The organism is Blastococcus haudaquaticus, assembly GCF_900230285.1.
Classification (GTDB): domain Bacteria; phylum Actinomycetota; class Actinomycetes; order Mycobacteriales; family Geodermatophilaceae; genus Blastococcus_B; species Blastococcus_B haudaquaticus.
Window position 1 is genome coordinate 756,594 of record NZ_OCNK01000001.1, and the last position, 18,297, is coordinate 774,890.

General features: G+C 72.6%; 22 protein-coding genes and 4 tRNA genes. 12 read left to right on the plus strand and 14 right to left on the minus strand.

Features of this window, described 5'->3' with window-relative positions; all coding sequences use genetic code 11:
- Positions 1 to 42: 42 nt before the first annotated feature.
- From CRP30_RS03735 to CRP30_RS22400, 4 genes are all read left to right on the plus strand, one after another.
- On the plus strand, positions 43 to 660 hold the full coding sequence (locus tag CRP30_RS03735) for a phosphatase PAP2 family protein (RefSeq protein WP_235003145.1): 618 nt from the start codon (positions 43 to 45) through the stop codon (positions 658 to 660).
- A gap of 122 nt (positions 661 to 782) precedes the next feature.
- Positions 783 to 2,540 carry a PHA/PHB synthase family protein gene (locus CRP30_RS03740; RefSeq protein ID WP_097182571.1) on the plus strand — a complete coding sequence of 586 codons (1,758 nt, stop codon included), beginning with the start codon at positions 783 to 785 and terminating at the stop codon, positions 2,538 to 2,540.
- The gene (phaZ, locus tag CRP30_RS03745) at positions 2,524 to 3,372 is read left to right on the plus strand and encodes a poly(3-hydroxyalkanoate) depolymerase (RefSeq protein ID WP_097182572.1); all 849 of its coding nucleotides are present in this window, start codon (positions 2,524 to 2,526) and stop codon (positions 3,370 to 3,372) included. Before CRP30_RS03740 ends, phaZ begins: the two co-directional genes overlap by 17 nt.
- A gap of 106 nt (positions 3,373 to 3,478) precedes the next feature.
- Positions 3,479 to 3,622, plus strand: coding sequence for a hypothetical protein (locus CRP30_RS22400; RefSeq protein WP_159961498.1), 144 nt, complete (start codon positions 3,479 to 3,481; stop codon positions 3,620 to 3,622).
- A gap of 57 nt (positions 3,623 to 3,679) precedes the next feature.
- Here CRP30_RS22400 and CRP30_RS03750 read toward each other — a convergent pair whose 3' ends face one another.
- The 6 genes from CRP30_RS03750 to CRP30_RS03775 all read right to left on the minus strand — a co-directional run bounded on the left by CRP30_RS03750 (position 3,680) and on the right by CRP30_RS03775 (position 8,169).
- On the minus strand, positions 3,680 to 4,300 hold the full coding sequence (locus tag CRP30_RS03750) for an aldehyde dehydrogenase (RefSeq protein ID WP_143278392.1): 621 nt from the start codon (positions 4,298 to 4,300) through the stop codon (positions 3,680 to 3,682).
- A 303-nt stretch (positions 4,301 to 4,603) separates the two neighbouring features.
- On the minus strand, positions 4,604 to 5,737 hold the full coding sequence (locus CRP30_RS03755) for an FAD-dependent oxidoreductase (RefSeq protein ID WP_097182574.1): 1,134 nt from the start codon (positions 5,735 to 5,737) through the stop codon (positions 4,604 to 4,606).
- Positions 5,734 to 6,510 (minus strand): hypothetical protein, encoded by a 777-nt coding sequence (locus tag CRP30_RS03760; RefSeq protein ID WP_097182575.1) that lies wholly within the window; start codon positions 6,508 to 6,510, stop codon positions 5,734 to 5,736. The genes CRP30_RS03755 and CRP30_RS03760 overlap by 4 nt, the downstream gene beginning before the upstream one ends.
- Positions 6,507 to 7,433 (minus strand): ABC transporter ATP-binding protein, encoded by a 927-nt coding sequence (locus tag CRP30_RS03765; RefSeq protein ID WP_097182576.1) that lies wholly within the window; start codon positions 7,431 to 7,433, stop codon positions 6,507 to 6,509. Before CRP30_RS03765 ends, CRP30_RS03760 begins: the two co-directional genes overlap by 4 nt.
- On the minus strand, positions 7,430 to 7,675 hold the full coding sequence (locus tag CRP30_RS03770) for a helix-turn-helix domain-containing protein (RefSeq protein WP_097182577.1): 246 nt from the start codon (positions 7,673 to 7,675) through the stop codon (positions 7,430 to 7,432). The genes CRP30_RS03765 and CRP30_RS03770 overlap by 4 nt, the downstream gene beginning before the upstream one ends.
- A complete protein-coding gene (locus CRP30_RS03775) occupies positions 7,675 to 8,169 on the minus strand; it encodes a DUF2975 domain-containing protein (RefSeq protein ID WP_097182578.1) in 495 nt (164 codons plus the stop codon). The genes CRP30_RS03770 and CRP30_RS03775 overlap by 1 nt, the downstream gene beginning before the upstream one ends.
- Positions 8,170 to 8,366: 197 nt before the next feature.
- Here CRP30_RS03775 and CRP30_RS03780 point away from each other — a divergent pair, with 197 nt between their 5' ends.
- A complete protein-coding gene (locus tag CRP30_RS03780; RefSeq protein ID WP_200814519.1) occupies positions 8,367 to 9,629 on the plus strand; it encodes an MFS transporter in 1,263 nt (420 codons plus the stop codon).
- Between the two features lie 6 nt (positions 9,630 to 9,635).
- On the opposite strand, the gene CRP30_RS03785 is transcribed toward CRP30_RS03780, so the two are convergent.
- Positions 9,636 to 9,995: an MmcQ/YjbR family DNA-binding protein gene (locus CRP30_RS03785; RefSeq protein WP_097183114.1), complete on the minus strand. Its 360-nt coding sequence runs from the start codon at positions 9,993 to 9,995 to the stop codon at positions 9,636 to 9,638.
- A 115-nt stretch (positions 9,996 to 10,110) separates the two neighbouring features.
- Entirely contained in the window at positions 10,111 to 10,260 is a 150-nt protein-coding gene (locus tag CRP30_RS22665; RefSeq protein ID WP_200814520.1) for a hypothetical protein, read from the minus strand.
- 357 nt (positions 10,261 to 10,617) lie between these two features.
- Between CRP30_RS22665 and CRP30_RS03790 the strand changes: the two genes are divergently transcribed.
- The gene (locus CRP30_RS03790; RefSeq protein WP_097182579.1) at positions 10,618 to 10,815 is read left to right on the plus strand and encodes a hypothetical protein; all 198 of its coding nucleotides are present in this window, start codon (positions 10,618 to 10,620) and stop codon (positions 10,813 to 10,815) included.
- A 61-nt stretch (positions 10,816 to 10,876) separates the two neighbouring features.
- Here the strand turns inward: CRP30_RS03790 and CRP30_RS22220 are convergent, their stop codons facing one another.
- From CRP30_RS22220 to CRP30_RS03815, 5 genes are all read right to left on the minus strand, one after another.
- A complete protein-coding gene (locus tag CRP30_RS22220) occupies positions 10,877 to 11,683 on the minus strand; it encodes a hypothetical protein (protein ID WP_143278393.1) in 807 nt (268 codons plus the stop codon).
- Positions 11,684 to 12,088: 405 nt separating this feature from the next.
- Positions 12,089 to 12,298 carry a helix-turn-helix domain-containing protein gene (locus CRP30_RS03800; RefSeq protein ID WP_439647017.1) on the minus strand — a complete coding sequence of 70 codons (210 nt, stop codon included), beginning with the start codon at positions 12,296 to 12,298 and terminating at the stop codon, positions 12,089 to 12,091.
- A gap of 170 nt (positions 12,299 to 12,468) precedes the next feature.
- Positions 12,469 to 12,541 (minus strand) — tRNA-Lys (locus tag CRP30_RS03805).
- A gap of 403 nt (positions 12,542 to 12,944) precedes the next feature.
- Positions 12,945 to 13,667 (minus strand): hypothetical protein, encoded by a 723-nt coding sequence (locus CRP30_RS03810; RefSeq protein ID WP_097182581.1) that lies wholly within the window; start codon positions 13,665 to 13,667, stop codon positions 12,945 to 12,947.
- Positions 13,668 to 13,813: 146 nt separating this feature from the next.
- Complete coding sequence (locus CRP30_RS03815) at positions 13,814 to 14,695, minus strand: Rieske (2Fe-2S) protein (RefSeq protein WP_097182582.1); 882 nt, start codon at positions 14,693 to 14,695, stop codon at positions 13,814 to 13,816.
- A gap of 173 nt (positions 14,696 to 14,868) precedes the next feature.
- Here CRP30_RS03815 and CRP30_RS03820 point away from each other — a divergent pair, with 173 nt between their 5' ends.
- Genes CRP30_RS03820 through CRP30_RS03830 form a run of 3 tightly spaced genes read left to right on the plus strand, consistent with a single transcriptional unit; the run spans position 14,869 to position 17,259 of the window.
- Positions 14,869 to 15,408, plus strand: coding sequence for a GtrA family protein (locus CRP30_RS03820; protein WP_235003147.1), 540 nt, complete (start codon positions 14,869 to 14,871; stop codon positions 15,406 to 15,408).
- A gap of 10 nt (positions 15,409 to 15,418) precedes the next feature.
- Positions 15,419 to 16,888, plus strand: coding sequence for a metallophosphoesterase (locus CRP30_RS03825; protein ID WP_097183115.1), 1,470 nt, complete (start codon positions 15,419 to 15,421; stop codon positions 16,886 to 16,888).
- A gap of 23 nt (positions 16,889 to 16,911) precedes the next feature.
- The gene (locus tag CRP30_RS03830) at positions 16,912 to 17,259 is read left to right on the plus strand and encodes a hypothetical protein (protein ID WP_097182584.1); all 348 of its coding nucleotides are present in this window, start codon (positions 16,912 to 16,914) and stop codon (positions 17,257 to 17,259) included.
- Positions 17,260 to 17,269: 10 nt separating this feature from the next.
- On the opposite strand, the gene CRP30_RS03835 is transcribed toward CRP30_RS03830, so the two are convergent.
- A complete protein-coding gene (locus tag CRP30_RS03835) occupies positions 17,270 to 17,917 on the minus strand; it encodes an AMIN-like domain-containing (lipo)protein (RefSeq protein WP_097182585.1) in 648 nt (215 codons plus the stop codon).
- 86 nt (positions 17,918 to 18,003) lie between these two features.
- Here CRP30_RS03835 and CRP30_RS03840 point away from each other — a divergent pair.
- The 3 genes from CRP30_RS03840 (at position 18,004) to CRP30_RS03850 (ending at position 18,291) form a co-directional block, all read left to right on the plus strand.
- Positions 18,004 to 18,076, plus strand: a tRNA-Glu gene (locus tag CRP30_RS03840).
- Between the two features lie 41 nt (positions 18,077 to 18,117).
- Positions 18,118 to 18,191: transfer RNA gene (locus CRP30_RS03845), tRNA-Asp, on the plus strand.
- Positions 18,192 to 18,214: 23 nt separating this feature from the next.
- A tRNA-Phe gene (locus CRP30_RS03850) sits at positions 18,215 to 18,291 on the plus strand.
- Positions 18,292 to 18,297: the final 6 nt, after the last annotated feature.

The window sequence follows — 18,297 nt, forward strand, 5'->3', positions numbered from 1 at the left end:
GCGGCGCTGCTGATGCTGGTCGACTCCCGGCGGGGACTGCTGGTGAGCGGGTCCCTGATCGCCGGCGCGTTCGTCGTGGGGCTGCTCGTGGTCCTGCCGGCGACCCGGCCGGTCGTGCAGGCGGTGGACGACGCTGTGTGGGAGCTCGCCGGCGCGGTCGAGAACGAGCCGACGACCGCGTCCGCGACCGTGCTGTCCTGGCTGGGCAGCGCGGAGGTGAACTGGCCGCTCCGGGCCGCGGCGCTGCTCCTGCTGGCCTGGCGGCGCCACTGGTTGCGGGCGGCGGCCTTCACCCTCACCGTCATCAGCAGCGAGCTGTTCATCGGGCCGGTGAAGAACTGGACCGATCGCGCCCGCCCCCCGGGCGCGCTCATCGAGACGACCGCGGCCTCCTTCCCGTCGGGGCACGCGATCGCCACGGCGGTCACCGCCGTGGGGCTGGTGCTGGTGCTGGCCCACCCCGGCCCGAGCCGCTGGCGGTGGGAGGTGCGGGCCGTCGTCTTCACCGCCGTGATGGCGCTGTCGCGGGTGTACCTGCGCGCGCACTGGCTGTCGGACACCCTCGCCGGGGCGCTCCTGGGAGCGGGCCTGGCGCTGGGCTGGCCGGCCCTGCTCATGGCTCTCCGGCACCAGCGCGATCCGGCGGCGCCGACCTCCTGACACCGGCCTGCCGCGAACCGGGCACTGTGGTTCAGTGAACGGAGTCACATCTCCGCGCTGGAGGACGGCGCGACGTCGTCCCCGAGCGTGCCGGCACCACAGCGCTCGAAGGAGAACCGTCGATGGCCCAGCCCGCGACCGACCCGAACGCGCAGCAGGAGAAGAAGCCGGCGAAGGACGACGCCGCCGGTCGACCCGCCGAGGCACCGGAGGAGGCGGCCGAGGCCGTCATGGGCCTCGACATGGTCCTGGTCGACGCCGCTCGCGGTCCGCTGCGCCGGCTGGTGCCTCCCGCCGGGACGGCGTTCCGGTTCGTCTCGGCGCTGGCGCGCCAACCGGGCACGGTCGCCGGGCGGACCGGTGAGCTGGCGCGCGAGCTGGCCCGGATCGCGGCCGGCAACTCCGAGCTCGCGCCCGGCAAGAAGGACAAGCGGTTCGCCGACCCGGCCTGGAGCGGCAATCCGTTCCTCCGCCGGGCCATGCAGACCCACCTGGCCACCGCGCGCACGACGTGGGAGCTGATCGAGGACGCCGACCTCGACTGGCAGGACGACGAGCGGATCCGGTTCACCGCCACGAACCTCGTCGACGCCCTGGCGCCGAGCAACATCCCGGTGGTCAACCCGCTGTCGCTCAAGGCCGCCATCGACACCGGCGGGAAGAGCGCACTGAAGGGTCTGGGGCGGTTCGTCCGCGACCTGTCGAACCCGCCGCGCGTGCCGACGATGGTGGACCCGGACGCGTTCACCGTCGGCGAGGACCTGGCCAGCACCCCGGGCGCCGTGGTCTTCCGGACGCCGGTGTTCGAGCTGATCCGGTACACGCCGACCACGGAGACCGTGCGCGAGGTGCCGCTGATCATGGTGCCGCCGACGATCAACAAGTTCTACGTCACCGACCTCGCGCCCGGCCGCAGCATGGTGGAGCACTACGTCGCGAGCGGCCAGCAGGTCTTCATGATGTCCTGGCGCAACCCCGACGAGCGGCACGCCGAGTGGGGCCTGGACACCTACGGGCAGGCGATCCTCGACGCGATGGACGCCGTCGAGCGGGCCACCGGCAGCTCGAAGGTCGCGTTCCAGGCCCTGTGCTCCGGCGGCATCATCACCGCGATGCTGCTGGCCCACCTGGCGGCCATCGGGCAGCAGGACCGGGTGACGGCGGCCAGCTACGCCGTCACCGTCCTGGACTGGTCCCGCGCCGGCACCGTCACCGCGCTCATGGACGAGGAGTCGGTGAACGCGGCCACCGAGAAGTCCCGCAAGAAGGGCTACCTGGACGGCGCCCAGCTCGCGGAGGTCTTCGCCTGGCTGCGGCCCAACGACCTGGTGTGGAACTACTGGGTCAACAACTACCTGCAGGGCAAGCCGCCGCCGAACTTCGACATCCTGTTCTGGAACGCCGACACGACCCGGATGACGGCCGGGCTGCACCGCGACTTCATCGAGGTGGCGCTGGGCAACCAGCTCACCGAGCCGGGGAAGGCGACGATGCTCGGGTCGCCGGTGGACCTGTCGAAGGTCACGGTCGACTCCTACATCACCGCCGGGATCGCCGACCACCTGTGCCCGTGGCAGGCCTGCTACCGGTCGACGCAGCTGCTGGGCGGGGACCACCGCTTCATCCTGTCGACCAGCGGCCACATCGCCTCGCTGGTGAACCCGCCGGGGAACCCGAAGTCCACCTTCCAGGTCGCCGGCGACACCCCGTCGGATCCCGACGCGTGGCTGAAGCAGGCCGAGACCGTCCAGGGCTCGTGGTGGCCGGACTTCACGGCCTGGCTCGGCGAGCGGAGCGGGGACCAGGTGCCTCCGCCGAACGTCGCCGGGGAGCTCGATCAGCCGGTCGATGCGCCCGGCACCTATGTCTTCGACAAGTAGGCCGGCACCGCCGTCCCCGGGTCGCGGGGACGGCGTCCGGACCGTGACGGCGGCGGGGCGGACACTGCGCGTGTCGGTCCGGCACGGCACGGATCCATCCGCGCCCGCGCTGCTGCTGATGAACGGGATCGGCGCCAGCCTGGAGGTGCTCGAGCCGTTCGTGGACGCGCTCGCCCCGCGGCGCACGGTCATCCGGTTCGACGTCCCGGGCGTGGGCGGCTCGCCCCGGCCCGTCGTCCCGTACACGCTGGCCACGTTCGGCCCGGTGCTGACCGGGATGCTGGACCGGCTCGGGTTCGAGGAGCCCGTCGACGTGCTGGGGCTGTCCTGGGGCGGCGGGCTGGCGCAGCACTTCGCCGTCCAGCACCGTCGCCGGGTCCGCCGGCTGGTCCTCGCTGCGACCGGCACCGGCTCGCTGATGGTCCCGGCGAACCCGCGGGTGCTCAGCAAGATGCTCACCCCGCGGCGGCACCGCGACCCGGACTACGCGCGCAGCATCGCGGGCGAGATCTACGGCGGCACGATGCGCGAGGACCCGGAGCGCGCGGCGCGGGTCCTGCACTCGGCGACCCGGCTGGGTCCCCGGCGCGGCTACTACTACCAGCTGGCGGCCAGCACCGGCTGGAGCAGCCTCCCGTTCCTGCGGCTGATCCGGCAGCCGACGCTGATCGTCGCCGGCGACGACGACCCGATCGTGCCGGTGGTGAACGCCCGCATCATGGCCCGGCTGCTGCCCGACGCGCAGCTGCACGTCTACCGGGGCGGCCACATCGCGCTGATCACCGAGGCGGCCGAGCTCGCGCCGGTCATCGAGGAGTTCCTGGACCGGTGATCCCGTCGCCGGGAGCCGGCTTGCCAGGCAGCTCCCAGCTCGGTGGCCGGAAACTGTCAGACCCCTCGACAATCCTCAGGGCTCCGCCGCAGCACCGAGGAGAGCCGTGACCGACAGGACCGCCCATCCCGACCGCTCGAGCTCGTCCTTCCCCGCCCCTGCGGGCCCGCGCCTGCCGGCGCGACTGCGCGGCCGCCGGCCGCTCGTCGTCCCGCCCGCGGTGGGCCACCGGCTCGGCGGCGGATCCTGACGTCGTAGGGCAGCTCCCCCGCGGCGACCGGGTCCCCTGCCCGGGCCCCCGCTCCGGTCAGAGGGCCGGCCGGACGAGCGAGCCGCTGCCACCGCCGAACGCCGACACCTGGAACCCGCGGAGGCGGAGGAGCTCGGCCAGCGCCGCGTTCATCACCTGCTGCCCGACCGCGTCCACCGTGGCGCCCGCCACCTGCTCGACGGTCATCCGGTCGTGCTGCCGCCACGTCACGAGGACCCCGCCGAGCCCCGGCTCGGGGCTCAGGCAGGCCCCACCGACCTCGCTGCCGGGTCCGGAGACGTCGTGCAGCGGCAGCCCCGCCTCGGCGAGGGCGCCCGCCACCTCGACGACCAGAGTCGTGAGCGGGTCCTCGTCGGAGATCGTGGCGTCCCAGTCGGCGACGAGCCGGTCGAGCTGGTCACCCAGATGGGCCAGCCACGTCCAGTCCTGAGGAGACGGCCGCTGGCTCAGCCCGCCGTCGTTCCGCCGCGTGCCGTAGACCGTGCGGACGACCTCCCGGACGTCGGAGGTCCGGGCCGACTCGGCCCATCGCGCCTCGGCGCGGTCCGGGAACGGCCCGGCGACGATCCGACCGGGACCGGTCTCCTCGTCGACGACCAACCACCAGCCCTGGCTGACGGTACCGAGGGCAAGCCCACCACTGGGAAGAACGCTCACGAACAACCACTCCTTGGACGCCGCCGGGCTGGGGAAGTGCCCGGCCACCACGCCCATCCGTGTGCGCGGTGTAAGGAGAAGGTAGGTGGCCGCGAGGGGTGGCCCGGGGTGTCGCGACAGGGCGAGTCGCGCGCGTTCCCGAATCGTTGCGAACGGCCCCCGCCGTGGCCGGTGACCCACCCCGGCAACCGCCCACAAGTCGACAAAGAAGCCGCTCACGAGCGTGCATCCCTCTCCTTGAGCCGTCGGCGACGTCCCGGACTCCCCCTCCCTCGGCGCGTCGCGGCCGGCCCCGCGGGCGGGTCAGGCGGCGTCGGGGAAGGACCGGTCGCCGAAGAGGATGCGGCGGGCGGCGGCGCGCCCGACCGGGGTACGCAGCGCCGCGAACGCCGCCGCGGCGACGGCCGGGGTGCGCACCTGCGCCAGGCCGCGGCGCAGTGCCAGCCTCCCCCGGAACGACGCCCGCAGCGCTGCCCCGTCGTAGTGCTCGAGCGCGGTGGCCCGCCCGGCGCGGAGGGCGTCGTCGAGCACGTCGGCAGCCAGTGCCGACAGCCGCAGGCACGGGTCGAGGCCGCCCGCGGTGAGCGGGGAGACCGCACCGGCCGCATCGCCGACGAGCAGGCCCCGGGGGCAGCTGATCCGGCGCAGCAGTCCGCCGACGGGGATGGGGCCGCCACGCCGCTCGACCTCTTCGGGTCGGTCGGTGCCGGTCAGCCCGGGAGCCGAGGCGGCGAACCGCTGCACGGCCCGCCGCAGCCCGTCGGGGAACCGGTCGGCGTAGCCGGCCACGCCCACGTGCGCGTGCCGCCCGTCGTTGACGACCCAGGCCAGGTAGCCGGGCGCGAGGGTGGGGTCGAGGACGCAGTGGAACGCCGGCGGCCCGTCGTTGCCCGCGACCTCGAAGACCTCCTCACCGCCGACCAGGAGGTGCTCGTTGCGGTCGAGGGCGAGGTCGCGGGCGACCCGTGAGCGCGCCCCGTCCGCGCCGACGACGTACCGGGCACGGACCCGGGTCGGACCCGCCGGCCCGTCCAGCGCGTAGATGTCGGCGCGCCGGCCCACGTAGCGCGTCCCCAGCGCCAGCCGGACGCCCGCCCCGACCGCGGCCCGGGCAGCGCCCTCGTACAGCGGCGCCATGTCGCCCACCCGGTACTCGTCGCGGTCGCTGTCCAGCGTCACCGGGCGGCGCAGGCTCGGCGGGTACAGGACAACCCGGCGGATCGGGGGTCCGAGGCAGTCGGGCGGCAACGGGAAGTCGTCGAGCGTCTTGCGGACGAAGATCCCGGTGGTGCGGATGGCGCCGGCGAGGTGCGGCCGGCGTTCGGCCAGGAGCACGTCGTGCCCCCGCTCGGCCAGGACGGTCGCGGTGTGCAGGCCGGCGAGCCCGGCACCGACGACCAGCACGTCCACGGTCTCCGAGGACAGGGCCGCCGTCACCGGTTCGCGTCGTCCCGGGCCAGCCGGAGCCAGCCCAGCAGGAGCGCTCCGCCGGCCCAGCCCAGCAGTGCCGTGACCGACGACGCCGTCGTCATGCCGGGCACCTCGCCGATCAGGAGGAAGGCGGCGCCGGAGCCCGGCAGCACCGCGGCGACCGCCGACATCCACGAGTAGCCGAACACCGGCAGCAGGAACGGGAGCACCAGCATGAGCAGGAAGACCGCCACGAGCGCGCCCGCGGTGCTGCGCAGCAGGAACCCGAGCCCGACGGCGAGGGCCGACCCGCCGGCGACGACGAGGGCGACCGTGCCGAGCGCGTCGAGGCCCGCGTTCCAGGGCAGATCGAGCGCCTGCCCGGCCGCCAGGTAGGCAGCGAGAGCCGAGGCCAGCGCCAGCAGGACGGCGAGGCCCGTCGCCGCCGTCATCGCCACGGCCGTCCGGGCCAGTCCGAGGAGCGTGCGGCGGGGCGTCCACTGCAGGGTGGGGACGATGCCGCCGGTGGCGTAATCCGACGTCACGACCGTGAGAGCCAGCGCCAGCAGCGCGAACTGGGCCGGCATGGCCGTGACCGTGGAGGCCATCCACGCCGGCTCGCTCCGGACCGCCGTCGGGTCGGCCTCGGAGCCGGCGATCGTGCCGATCCCGACCATCACCACGGCGGCCGCGGCGGCGAACCACCGACCGGCCCGGACCGACCACAGGCGCGTCCACTCGGCGGCGCAGGTGCGGGCGAACACGCGCCCGGCGGAGATGTCGTGCGCGGTCGCCGTCACCGGGCCACCTCCGCGACCGGCTCCGAGCCGGCGAACTGGACGCTGCTGCCGGTCAGGGCGAGGTAGGCGTCCTCCAGGGACTGGGCCACGTCGGACAGGTGGTGCAGCGGGATGCGCAATGCGTTGGCCACCTCGCCCACGTCGTGCGCGGTGCCGTCCTCGATCTCCAGCTCGTCCACATCCGTCCGCGTGGCCGCGAGTCCGCGGTCGCGCAGGCCGGCGAGCAGCTCCTCCGACCGGGAGCTCCGGACCCGGACCCGGCCGTTGCCCAGGCCGCGCAGGATCTCCTCCGTGGTCGCGTCCGCGATCAGGCGGCCCCGGCCGATCACCACCAGGCGGTCGGCGGTCTGCTGCATCTCGCTGAGCAGGTGGCTGGAGACGAGGACTGTTCGCCCCTCGTCGGCGAGCCGGCGCAGCAGCCCCCGGATCCAGCGGACCCCGTCGAGGTCGAGCCCGTTGACCGGCTCGTCGAACAACAGGACGCGCGGGTTCCCGAGCAGCGCCGCGGCGATCCCGAGACGCTGCCGCATGCCGAGGGAGTAGCCCCTGATCCGGCGGCGTGCCGCCCGGCCCAGGCCGACCTGGTCGATCACCTCGTCCACCCGCCGCTGCGGGATGCCGTTGGACCGGGCCGCGATCCGCAGGTGGCTGCGCCCGGTGCGGCCCGGGTGCACCGAGCCGGGGTCGAGCAGCGCACCGACCTCCCGGAGCGGTTCGGCGAGCGATGCGAACGGTCGCCCGTTCACCAGCGCCGTTCCGGAGGTGGGCCGGTCCAGGCCGAGGACCATCCGCATCGTCGTCGACTTGCCCGCACCGTTCGGCCCCAGGAAGCCGGTCACCGTGCCCGGCGCGACGTCGAAGCTCAGGTCGTCGACGGCCAGGACGTCGCCGTAGCGCTTGGTGAGCCCGCGGACCTCGATCATCGGCTCGCCTCGTGGTCGAGCCGGCCGGCGGCCTGCTCGTCGTCCACCCATTCCAGGAGATCCCCGGGCTGGCACTCGAGCACCCGGCACATGGCCTCCAGCGTGCTGAAGCGAACCGCCTTCGCCCGCCCGTTCTTCAGCACCGCGACGTTGGCCGGCGTGAGCCCGACGCGCTCGGCGAACTCCCCCACGCTCATCTTGCGGCGGGCCAGCTCGACGTCGATGCGCACGACGATCGGCATCAGATGACCGCTTCCATGTCGGCCCGCAGCGTCGTGGCCTGCCGCAGCAGCGCCCGCATGACCACCATGAGCAGCCCGAGGACGGCGCCGACGAGCAGCAGCAGCAGGAGCAGCGCCGGTAGGACCGGGTCGTCGCTGACCTCGTCGACGATGAAGTAGTAGGCGCAGACGAGCGTGCCGAAGAGCATCACCCAGCCGACGACAATCGCCCGCACGATGGCGTTCACCCACGGCAGGGCGTCCGCGCTGAAGATGCGGTCGGCGGTGACGAGGCTGAGCAGTTTCCAGGTGCACACGATGACCACCTGGACGCACGCCAGCCCGAGGATCGCGACGGCGAGCATCGTCCACCGCATGAACGACTGCTCCAGCGACGGATCGGCCAGCTCCGGCAGCAGCGCCGGCACCGCCCAGATCTGCGCCGCCAGGAGACCGGCGAACACGATCACGAGCAGGACCCGGAGGGGGAGGACGACGAGGCGCAGGTGCGTCATGTGATCGACTTTCACCGGATGTCTATCGAAAGTCAATCGATACACGCCGTTGCCCGGCATATCTCCCTCGAAGGAACGTCGTCCGGACCTCCAGCGTCCGGTCCGGGCCGACGTGCGGGAGGTCGCTGCCGCTGCTTCTAGGCTTCGCGCCGTCGTGCGGTGCCGTCCGGCCGCCGCAGCCAGGAGAGGACGAGTCCGTGTCGCAGCATCCCGGCGGCCCGACGCCGACGGCCGAGCCGCCGCGATCACGACCCGAGCCCGGGAGCGCCCCACCCGCCTGGTCGCCGTGGCGGGCGGTGGTCGGCTTCGGCGTGGTGAGCCTGGCCGCGGACATGGTCTACGAGGGCGCCCGCTCGATCACCGGTCCGCTGCTGGCCTCGCTCGGCGCCTCGGCGCTTCTCGTCGGGCTGGTGACCGGTGCCGGCGAGGCGCTGGCGCTGGTGCTGCGGCTGCCCTTCGGCAGCCGGGCGGACCGCTCGGGCGGCTACTGGTCGATGACGATCGCCGGTTACGCGCTGACCGCCGTCTGCGTGCCGTTGCTGGCGGTGACGCCGTTCCTGGGCGCGGCCGGGCTGGCCGTCGGGTGCCTGCTGGTGCTGGCCGAGCGGACCGGCAAGGCGGTGCGCAGTCCGGCCAAGTCCACCCTGCTCGCGCACGCCGCCGGGCCGGTCGGGCTGGGCCGCGGGTTCGGCGTCCACAAGGCCCTGGACCAGATCGGCGCGTTCGCGGGCCCGCTGCTGGTGGCCGCCGTCGTGGCCACCACCGGCGTGCTCTGGCCTGCCCTGGCCCTGCTCGCCGTCCCCGGCGCGGCCTCGATCGCGCTCCTGTTCTGGCTGCGGCGGCGCACCGGCGATCCGCTGCGCGAGCAGGCCCGGGCGGCGGGGCCGCAGCCGACGGTGTCGCTGCTCCGGGCCGGCCGGGACCTGCCCCGCGCGTTCTGGCTGTTCGCCGCCTCCGCCGCGCTGACCACCGCCGGGCTGGTCACCTTCGGCGTCATCTCGTTCCACCTGGTCACCGACGACGTGTTCCCCACCGCGGCCGTGCCGGTGGTGTACGCCGCGGCGATGGCCGCCGCTGGCCTGACCGCGCTGGCCCTCGGCTGGGTGCACGACCGCTGGGGTGGGCGGGAGCTCCTCGTGCTGCCGGTCATGGTGACCGTGGTGCCGGTGCTGGCGTTCACCGAGTCCTGGGCGGTGGCCCTGCTGGGCGTGCTCGTCTGGGGGGCGGCGACCGGCCTGCAGGACTCCACGGTCAAGGCGCTCGTCGCCCGGCTGGTCCCCGCCGGGCGCCGGGCCACCGGTTACGGGATGTTCGCCGCGGTGCAGGGCGCCGCGGCCGTCGTCGGCGGGGCGCTCGCCGGATGGCTGTCCGCCGTCTCCGTGCCGGCGCTGGTCGCCGTCGTCGCCGTCCTGCAACTCGCGGCGCTCGTGCTGCTGTTCCGGACGCTCCGGACGCGGTGAGGAGTATCAGCCCGGTCCGTCGGGATGGGTGACGTCGTAGGCGGCGGAGACCTTCTTGGGGACGACCATGCGCCACGCGTCGACGACGAGCTCGCGGGCTTCCGTCGGGTCCAGTGCGGGCAGGCGGGCGTGCACCCAGTGGAAGCGGAGGTCGGACTCCGCCGGCAGCTGGAACTTCTGCGGGTCGCGCAGGACGAGCGCCACCCGTTCCTCCTTCGGGAACGCGAAGCCCATGACGGCCTCGTCCAGGGAGAACGCCACGTAGACGATCTGCTTGACCCGGAACTTCAGCCGGCCGCGCACGTAGACCTCGTAGGAGCGCTCCAGCTCGGCGCCCAGCGGCCGGACGTCCTCGATCACCGCCATGCCCAGCACCCCCTCCGTCGGCCCCCTGCGTGGTCGCTCGCAGGTTCGACCGCAGCGGCGGGGCGGAGTCATCGGCGTTCAGCGCCCCGTTGGCGATCCCGGCCGACGGGACGGGTCAGGACTTCTTGGTGCTCTTCTTCCCGCCCTTCTTGCCGAGCTCGCTCTGGGCGGCGGAGCTCTTGCGGGGGTTCTTCTCGCCGTCCTTCTTCGCCTTGGCGTTGGCCTTCTTCGCCGTACCGCTGCCCTTGCCGCTCTTGTCCGCCATGACTACCTCCCGGTTGAGGACCGACGTCCAGGTGCGGACGGTCGAAGCGCTGCGACTACCCGGGACGGACCAGCGAGAACATCCCCCGGGACGGGAGGACCGGCGAAGGCGGTCCTCCCGTCGAGCACCACGCAATCGGACGTGTTCCCGAGTCGCAGCGGCGGTCACCGCCGTACAGCGCTGCTCGGCCACGCTCGACTCCCTCATCGAGGGAGCGTCCAAGTTCAGCCGAACAAGCTGTCGACCACCCAGCCGGAGCACTGTCGCCTATCACCCGACGCCGATCCTCAAGCAGCAGTCGGATCAACACATCAACGCGGTGGGTTCAAAGCCGTCTAGGAGGTGCGCTCGGGTTCCATGCTGCTGGGCCAGCCCGGCGGCGCGATGTTGGAGGAAGCCGTCAATCGGCAGGTCGGCAACATGGCGGAAGGTCTCGGGCGGGTTGGCGCGGTTGTTCACCTGGCTGTGGACGTTCCCGACCTGGGGCGACGTCTCGGGGGCGGTGACCTGTTCACCGTCACGGCACACGTGGGCTTGATGTACCGGATCGGCTGACGGAAATAAAAGACAGCGGAGGTGGTGACTCGACCCCACCGCCAAGTCCTCAGGACCGATTTCACCGCGGATAGATCGCCGCGAGATCGATGCCTTGCTCCCAAGTGTCCTCGCGGGGGTTCCAATCCCATGTATCGCCGGAGTTGACGAGGTCAGAGACGTCACCGCCGGCCCATCGATACGGCGCTTTCGGGTTGCCCAGCGACACCGTGCTGCGTTGGCCATTGACGGCATACTCCGCAATGATCGAGCCCTGGTACAGGTAGTGGTCCGACTGCACTACAACGGAAGCCACCGCAGAGTCGATTCCGTTGAGCTTCACAACGGCCGGCGGCATAGGGAATTCCGCATTGGGAGAAGCGCCGGTGTTATCACGCATGGTTGTTTCGCGGGTTCGAGTATCCGTCGTGATGATTTGACCCGGCCCGCCGTCCGCCTCATAGTTGCATCTGATTAGGGTGTAGTCATCGCTGGGAAATGCGTCACGTGTGAACGGCTGCGCTCGCACGCTTGTGACGGTCACCTGGTCAGCAACGCCGGACACCATTCTCAGCGTGCCTCCGGGCCCGAGGGCATAGATGCCAGGAGTTTCTCGAAGCCATTCGGCCCAGTCGTCGCAATGATAATAGGCTTCGGAGACGGGGTAATCCGGCGGAGTCGGCAATGCTGACGATGGGCCATCAAACAACCAGGTGCCATAGGCCCAGTCAATCTCTAGTTCGACTGCCCCGATCGAATCTGGCTGTTCGGTGAACTCGCAATTTACGTCATTATCGGAGCCTTGAACATTACAATTGCCGGAGTCGGTGATTTCGCTTGAGTCCCCTTGTCCCACGACAAGCGTCGCAACTAGGCCCGCTATTGCCACGAGAACTCCGAGACCCGTCCATCCCGGATGCGCCAACGCTCCATTCCATAGGCGCGTCCACCACGGCACCGCTTTCGACTCTGCCAACGGATCGCCCCCGTGTCCCGCCCCAGAGCGACTCCGCGAACCTACAACGCGGACAGAATGCGCGCTGGGTGTGCGCGAAACGATAAGGCTTCGCGCCTGCTTGCTCGGTGTATCGGCGTGGGCCCTGGCCGGCGGGGGAGCCACAGCCTGCGCGCTCGCACGCGGGGTAATCCGCCCGATACCTTGCGGGAGCAACGAAGAAGCGTGTCCTAGCTCGCCCGATCGCCGCTCGGCTCGGCAGCGGCTCATCACCCTTCCCGCTCGAGGCGATACCGCAACCGGTCAGCACCCAGCCCGGATGCAGCCCGCGCGGCTCGGTCACCGCACCTCGACCGACGGATCCATCTGATGCGGGCACGACCGCGGTCGGTGCGACCGATCGACGAGCGCCTCCAGCCCGCCGCCGGCATAGCGGGACGACCACGAGTGCAGGGCCTGCCGGGTCGCCCCGGCCTTGGCCGCCGCCTCCGTGACCGACAAACCGTCCTCGATCACCGCCAACACCGCCTGATAGCGCTGCTCGGCCACGCTGCACTCCCGGAACACCGGCCCACCTCCTCGGCTGACCAGCAGCCGAGAACCAGCGGGGAGAGGTGTCAAGCATCAACCGAGACGGCGTCAACGATCAGCCGAGACGGTGTCAAGCATCAGCCGAACCCGATCCGTCAAGGATCAGCCGAGCTCGCACACAGCAAGGGTGGGCCCCGTGGGGATCGAACCCACAACCCGCGGATTAAAAGTCCGCTGCTCTGCCAGTTGAGCTAGAGGCCCTGCGCCCGGAAGTGTTCCAGACGCCCGGCCGCACCACGGAGCGTCACAGCACGTCGAACACCAGCAGGAGCACGAGGGTCAGCAGCGCCGACAGGAGCAGGGAGCCGAGACAGCCCAGGCGGTTGGAGAAGAGGAAGAACATCTCCTTCCGGTGCCCCAGCGGGCCCGAGAGCGAACCGAGGCACGTGTGCGCTGTGTCACCGCTGCCGACCGGGTTGCACCCGTTCAGGGGATGTTGCCGCCGACGGTCGGCTACGTACCGTGATCATCGCTCCGGTCGGGGAAGCAGATCGCCCACTCCCGACCTCGACTCTTCCGCCGGTGGACGCTCCCGGCGGGCGCGACCCCGGCCCGGCTGACCCGTTCCCCCCGGGGCAGTCGGGCCGGCTTCTACTCCAGACCCTCACCGCCCGGCGCAGACCCGCTGCACGAGCGCGGCCAGTCGATCCAGCGCCGCCTGGTCCAGCGGCAGGTCCACCGGCACCGGGTCGGCCTCCCCCACCTGCACGCCCAGGGGGAAGACGTAGGGCTTCTTCGTCTCCGACAGGACGTGTGGATCGCAGGTGGACGGCGTGAAGGTCACCGGCGTCGTCACCGTTCCGTCGTCCGGCCCGAGCTCGAGTGGCAGGTCCTCCGCGCCGGCCTCCACCAGGACGCTGCGGCTCAGCGTGGAGGCCACCACCGGCTCGTCGCCGTCCCTGCGGGTCAGGGTCAGCGCCCCGACCAGGGCGTCACCGTCGTCCGTCAGGTCCGCGACCGCGATGTCCACGACCTCGGCGACCGCGCGCGCCGCGCACTCCTCCGTGTGGACGACGTCGAGCGCGTCCCCGTCCAGCGGGACGGCCAGGGCCTCCGCAGCGCCACCGGGACGGATCACCGTCAACCGCGCCGCGACCGGCGCGGGCGACGTCCGGCACACCGGCTCGCCGTAGGGCGTCGGCAGGTCGATCACCCGGCCAGGAGGGAACTCCGCCGACACCGCCGTGGCCGGGACCGCGGCGAAGCCGGGCGAGTCCAGCGCCACCGCGGTCACGGAGAAGGCGGCGTCACCGGTGTTGGTGACGCGCACCTGGAACCGGCCGCCGATCGCCTCGTCGGTGCGCAGCCGCACCGCCTCGGCCGTCATTCCCGGGACCGGCGCCACCGCCGGCGCCGGGGACGCAACGGCCGGAGGCTCCGCGGTCGGTGGCGTCGTCCCGCACGCAGCGCACGTCGCCAGGGCGAGCGCCGCCAGCCTCCGCCTCACGGGCGGAGCCTAGGACGGGAACGGGGTCAGCGGTTGCGGCCGGGCAGCCGCGCCATCACCCGTCCGGCCTCCATGCGCACCTCGAGCTTCTCCTGCGGGTTGGCCGCCGGCCCGCGCCGCGGGGAGCCGCTGTCGAGGTCGAACGCCGACCCGTGCCACGGGCACACCAGGCACTCGCTGCCACGCACGGACTCGACCGTGCCCTCGTGCAGCGGCCCGGACAGGTGCGAGCAGGCACTGATGAAGACGTCGACCCGCGCACCCCTGCGGACGGCGGTGAGCGGGACGGCGACGCTGCTGCCCTTGCCGGTGCGCAGGGCCGGGCGCCCCTCCGGCAGGTCGTCCAGCGGGCCGAGGTCGATCCAGTCGGTGGTGAGCGCCCGCGCCGCCGTCGCCGAGTGCGAGGCGCCCGATGACTGCGCGTACGACATGTGGCCCCCGACGGCGGCCGACCCGGTCGCCAGGCCCAGCCCCGCGTAGGACAGGACCCGCCCGAGCGTCCCGTGCCCCTTGCCGCGGGCCACCAACGAGCCGACGTAGAGCCCGAGCGCGGCGGTGTTGGCCACCGCGTGCAGCGCACCCAGCCGCCGCACCCCGGTGTCCTGCTCCGACCAGTCCGCCGCCCCGGTGAGCGCGGCCGGCACCGCGGCCGCCACGCCGGTGCCGATGAGCACCGTGGCCGCGGGGCGCAGCGGCGGGATCGCGTCCAGCAGGCCGGCCGACACCCAGCTGCCCACCGGCACCTGGACGAGGACCGGGTGCAGCGCATGCCCGAGCCACGTCCCGTGCAGCAGGTCCTTGAACGCCTGGGGGCGCAGGGCGGCGTTGACCGCCTTGCGGGCGGGCTCGATGACCTTGTCCATGGCGTCGACGTCGGCAACCCGTTCCAGGAAGGTCATGAGGCTCATGGCGGCTCCCCTACCCGCGGGATCGGCGGACGACGCGCTCCAGCTCAGGCCTTGTCCAGCCGATGGTGATCCAACAGACAGGTAACTGTCAGGGTGACCAGGCATGTTTTCGCGTGACAACGGTTAGCCGTGAGAGGAGCCTTGACCCAGCTCCCCGTCTCGAGAGGAACGACGTGACCTGCCCGTCCCTGCTGCGCCGCCGGCCCGGGGCCACCGACGACCTCGGTGACCTCGAGCAGGACCCTGCGCACTCGGTCGGCGACGTCGCGCACGAGCTGGCCCACACCGCGGCCGACCAGGTCCGTCGCGACGACGCCCTGGGCCAGTTCATCCGGTTCGTGCTCGTGGGGGGCTCCTCGACCGCGGTCTACGCGCTGCTGTTCCTCGGCCTGCAGGGGTTCGGCTACCTGGCCGCGCACGTGGCCGGGACGGTCGTGTCCTCCGTCCTCGCGAACGAGTTGCACCGCCGGCTCACCTTCCGCGCCGACGAGCGGGTCGGCTGGCTGACCGCCCAGCTCGAGGCGGGCGGGGTCTCGCTGTTCGGGCTGGTCGCCACGAGCGTCGCCCTCGGCTGGCTCGACTCGGCGACCGGCAGCGCCCCGGCCGTCCTGCAGATCACCCTGGTCGCCGCCGTCACCGGCTTCATCGGGCTGATCCGGTTCATCGCCCTCCGCTGGATCTTCCGTCCGACGGAGGCCGTCCCCGCTCGGTAACGTGAGCGCGGTGAGCGAGCCAGCGGAGGCCCTCCCCTCCCCGTGGCCCGGACGCGCCCGCGTGGGCGGGCGGTGGGCGTTGCGGGTGCTCATCGCCCTCACCGGGGCGCTCGTCGCGGTGCTCCTCTTCGGCCGGATCTCCGCGCCGATCGGTCCGTTCGACGCCACCCTCGCCTTCCGGCCGGACGACGGCGGCGCGACGATCGCCGTCCCCCCGCTCGGATCCATCGGCGTGGAGGTCTACAACGGCCCGCTGCGCTTGGACGTCGGGTTGCAGCGGGTCGACCAGGGGCGCGCCCAGGCACTGGCCAGCGACCCCGTGCGGCTGGCCGGTGTCGTCGACCAGGTGACGGCGGACCTGCGGTCGGCCGTCGTCCGGCTGGTCTGGACCACGGCCGGGCTGGCGATCGCCGGAGCGGCCCTGACCAGCCTGGTCATCACCCGGCGCCGCCGGGAGCCCCTCATCGCCGCGGCCATCACCGCCGTCGTCCTGGTCGGCACCGGTGGCGTGGGCGCGGCCACCTGGCGGCCGGAGGCGCTGTCCCAGCCCACGTACAGCGGCCTCCTGGTCAACGCGACGAGCCTCATCGGCAGCGCCGAGGACATCGTCGCCCGCTTCGACGCCTACCGCGCATCGCTGGAGGACATCGTCGGGAACGTCGGCACGCTGTACTCGGCGCTCTCGGCCCTGCCGGCGCCCGGGGGCGACGGCGCCAGCGTGGTGCTCCTGCACGTCTCCGACCTGCACCTGAACCCCTCCGGGTTCGACCTCGTGGAGCAGGTGGTCGAGCAGTTCCGGGTGGACGGCGTGCTCGACACCGGCGACATCACCGACTGGGGCAGCGAGCCGGAGAACCGGCTGATCACCTCCGTCGGCGACCTCGGCGTGCCCTACGTCTTCATCCGCGGCAACCACGACTCCGCGACCACCGCCGCGCTCGTCGCCGCACAGCCCAACGCCACGGTGCTGGACGACTCGACCGTGACCGTCGCCGGCATCGAGATCGCCGGCACCCCCGACCCGCGGTTCACCCCGGACAAGGACACCGGGGACGACGACGCGGGCGACGACGTGCTCCACGCGTCCGGGGAGCGGCTCCTGGAGGTCGTCGAGGACCTCCCCTCGCCGCCCGCGGTCACGATGGTCCACGACCCGAAGCAGGGGCGGCCCCTGGACGGCGACGTCCCCCTGATCCTGGCCGGACACACCCACGAGCGGCGCGTGGCGTTCTTCGACGAGGGGACCCTGCTCATGGTGCAGGGCTCCACCGGTGGCGCGGGCCTGCGTGGCCTGCAGGGCGAGTACCCGGAGCCGCTGACCTGCACGGTCCTGTACCTGGACGCCGAGACCGGCCGCCTTCAGGCGTACGACGAGATCACCCTCGGCGGGCTCGGTGAGACCGAGGTGACCATCCAGCGCCGCGCGGTGGCGCAGGAGGAGACGGCCGAGGGCGCCACGCCGGCGTCCCCGACGGAGTGACGGCCCGCACCTAGGCTCGGGGCATGGCTCCGACCTGGAAGACCTCGACGACCTCGACGACCCGCCGGATCGCAGCTCCGCTGATCGCGGGCGCGCTGCTGCTGCCGCTGTCCGCCTGCTCGTTCACCGCCAACGGGGTGAGCTGCTCGACGAGCTCCTGCTCGGTGACGCTGACCGGTGAGGGCGCCGAGGCCGACATCCTCGGCACCACCCTGTCCTTCGGCGGTGTCCAGGACGGCAAGGCGTCGCTGAGCGTCGGTGGGGCCAGCGTCTCCTGCGGTGAGGGGGAGACGGTCACGGCCGGCCCGCTGGAGCTGGAGTGCTCCAGCGTCCAGGACGACTCGGTCGAGCTCACCGCGTCCCTCCAGTGACGCCGGGGGGTCAGCCCGCGGCGTGGGCGACCTCCACGACGACCCGGGCCGGGTCGGACAGCGCGTAGACCCGGAACGGGTACTCCGTCGTCGCGCCGATGAAGGCGACCGAGGTGCCCTCGTACGTGGCGTCCCAGACGACCTCGGTGACCACGGTGCTGGCGGCGCTGGTGAGCGGCCCGCCCGCGTACTCCTCGACGCCGGTGTCGTACGGGTACCCGGCCCCGGTCAGCGTGACCTGCAGGACGGCGTCACCGGCGACGTCGATCGCCTCGCCGCTGCCCTGCGAGGAGGCGGCGTCCACGTACTGGACGTCCCAGCCGGGGGTGCCCGTGCCGCCCACCTCGAAGACGACGCGGTCGAAGCCGTCGTGACCGCCGATCCGGATGTCGCTCACGGTCACGGACGCATCGGCTGACGCCGACTCCGTGTCGGACTCGGTGTCGGCCAGGAACGGCGGGGCGTCGTCGCCACCGTCCTCGCCCGGGGCGGCCTCCGGGTCCGTCTCCGTCGCACCCTCGGACGCGGGCTCCTGGGTCGCGGCCGAGGACGACCCGGCCTCCGACGTGCCCTCCTTGTCCGCGCAACCGGCGAGCAGGAGAGGCCCGGCGAGGAGGACGGACAGGACGGCGGCGGCAGTGCGGGGACGAGTGCTCACGCGGCGAAGTCTCGCAGCCGATGGCCCCCTCGCCGGGGTGCGCCACGGGGCCATGTATTGTTTCCTCCGCCCCCGGCGAACTACGAGCCCCCATCGTCTAGTGGTCCAGGACGCCGCCCTTTCAAGGCGGTAGCACGGGTTCGAACCCCGTTGGGGGCACGCACGACAGCAGCACACAGCAACACGGCAGTACACAGCAAGGCCCTGTAGCGCAGTTGGTTAGCGCGCCGCCCTGTCACGGCGGAGGTCGCGGGTTCGAGTCCCGTCAGGGTCGCTCTCCGGTGGAGACACCGGGAGGGGCAGGTAGCTCAGTTGGTACGAGCGCTCGCCTGAAAAGTGAGAGGTCGGCGGTTCGACCCCGCCCCTGCCCACCACTGCGA

What these genes read in the sequence shown, in the direction of transcription:
- CRP30_RS03830 (WP_097182584.1), top strand. Translation starts at nt 16,912, where the DNA reads ATGGCTCCGACCTGGAAGACCTCGACGACCTCGACGACCCGCCGGATC.
- CRP30_RS03815 (WP_097182582.1), bottom strand. Translation starts at nt 14,695, where the DNA reads ATGAGCCTCATGACCTTCCTGGAACGGGTTGCCGACGTCGACGCCATG.
- CRP30_RS03775 (WP_097182578.1), bottom strand. Translation starts at nt 8,169, where the DNA reads ATGACGCACCTGCGCCTCGTCGTCCTCCCCCTCCGGGTCCTGCTCGTG.
- CRP30_RS03785 (WP_097183114.1), bottom strand. Translation starts at nt 9,995, where the DNA reads ATGGCGGTGATCGAGGACGTCCGGCCGCTGGGCGCCGAGCTGGAGCGC.
- CRP30_RS22665 (WP_200814520.1), bottom strand. Translation starts at nt 10,260, where the DNA reads ATGGCGGACAAGAGCGGCAAGGGCAGCGGTACGGCGAAGAAGGCCAAC.
- CRP30_RS03790 (WP_097182579.1), top strand. Translation starts at nt 10,618, where the DNA reads ATGCTGCTGGGCCAGCCCGGCGGCGCGATGTTGGAGGAAGCCGTCAAT.
- CRP30_RS03740 (WP_097182571.1), top strand. Translation starts at nt 783, where the DNA reads ATGGCCCAGCCCGCGACCGACCCGAACGCGCAGCAGGAGAAGAAGCCG.
- CRP30_RS03810 (WP_097182581.1), bottom strand. Translation starts at nt 13,667, where the DNA reads ATGACGGCCGAGGCGGTGCGGCTGCGCACCGACGAGGCGATCGGCGGC.
- CRP30_RS03770 (WP_097182577.1), bottom strand. Translation starts at nt 7,675, where the DNA reads ATGCCGATCGTCGTGCGCATCGACGTCGAGCTGGCCCGCCGCAAGATG.
- phaZ (WP_097182572.1), top strand. Translation starts at nt 2,524, where the DNA reads ATGTCTTCGACAAGTAGGCCGGCACCGCCGTCCCCGGGTCGCGGGGAC.
- CRP30_RS03765 (WP_097182576.1), bottom strand. Translation starts at nt 7,433, where the DNA reads ATGATCGAGGTCCGCGGGCTCACCAAGCGCTACGGCGACGTCCTGGCC.